Source organism: Citrobacter sp. Cf087 (genome assembly GCF_030334285.1).
GTDB classification, from domain to species: Bacteria; Pseudomonadota; Gammaproteobacteria; order Enterobacterales; family Enterobacteriaceae; genus Citrobacter; species Citrobacter freundii.
The window spans coordinates 1-219 of record NZ_JAOWED010000013.1 but is presented as its reverse complement, the minus strand read 5'-3'; the positions used below and the strand labels follow the sequence as shown (position 1 = coordinate 219).

Genomic DNA, 219 nt, shown 5'->3' with positions numbered 1-219 from the left:
ATAATGCGACTCCACACAGCGGGGGTGATTAGCTCAGCTGGGAGAGCACCTCCCTTACAAGGAGGGGGTCGGCGGTTCGAACCCGTCATCACCCACCAACTACTTTATGTAGTCTCCGCCGTGTAGAGTAAGAAATTGAGAAGTGGGTGATTAGCTCAGCTGGGAGAGCACCTCCCTTACAAGGAGGGGGTCGGCGGTTCGATCCCGTCATCACCCACC

General features: G+C 56.6%; 2 tRNA genes. Both read left to right on the top strand.

The features are described 5' to 3' along the window. Window positions 1-22 precede the first annotated feature (22 nt). Window positions 23-98: transfer RNA gene (locus tag OGV57_RS00050), tRNA-Val, on the top strand. Window positions 99-144: 46 nt separating this feature from the next. Next, window positions 145-217: transfer RNA gene (locus tag OGV57_RS00045), tRNA-Val, on the top strand. Window positions 218-219: the final 2 nt, after the last annotated feature.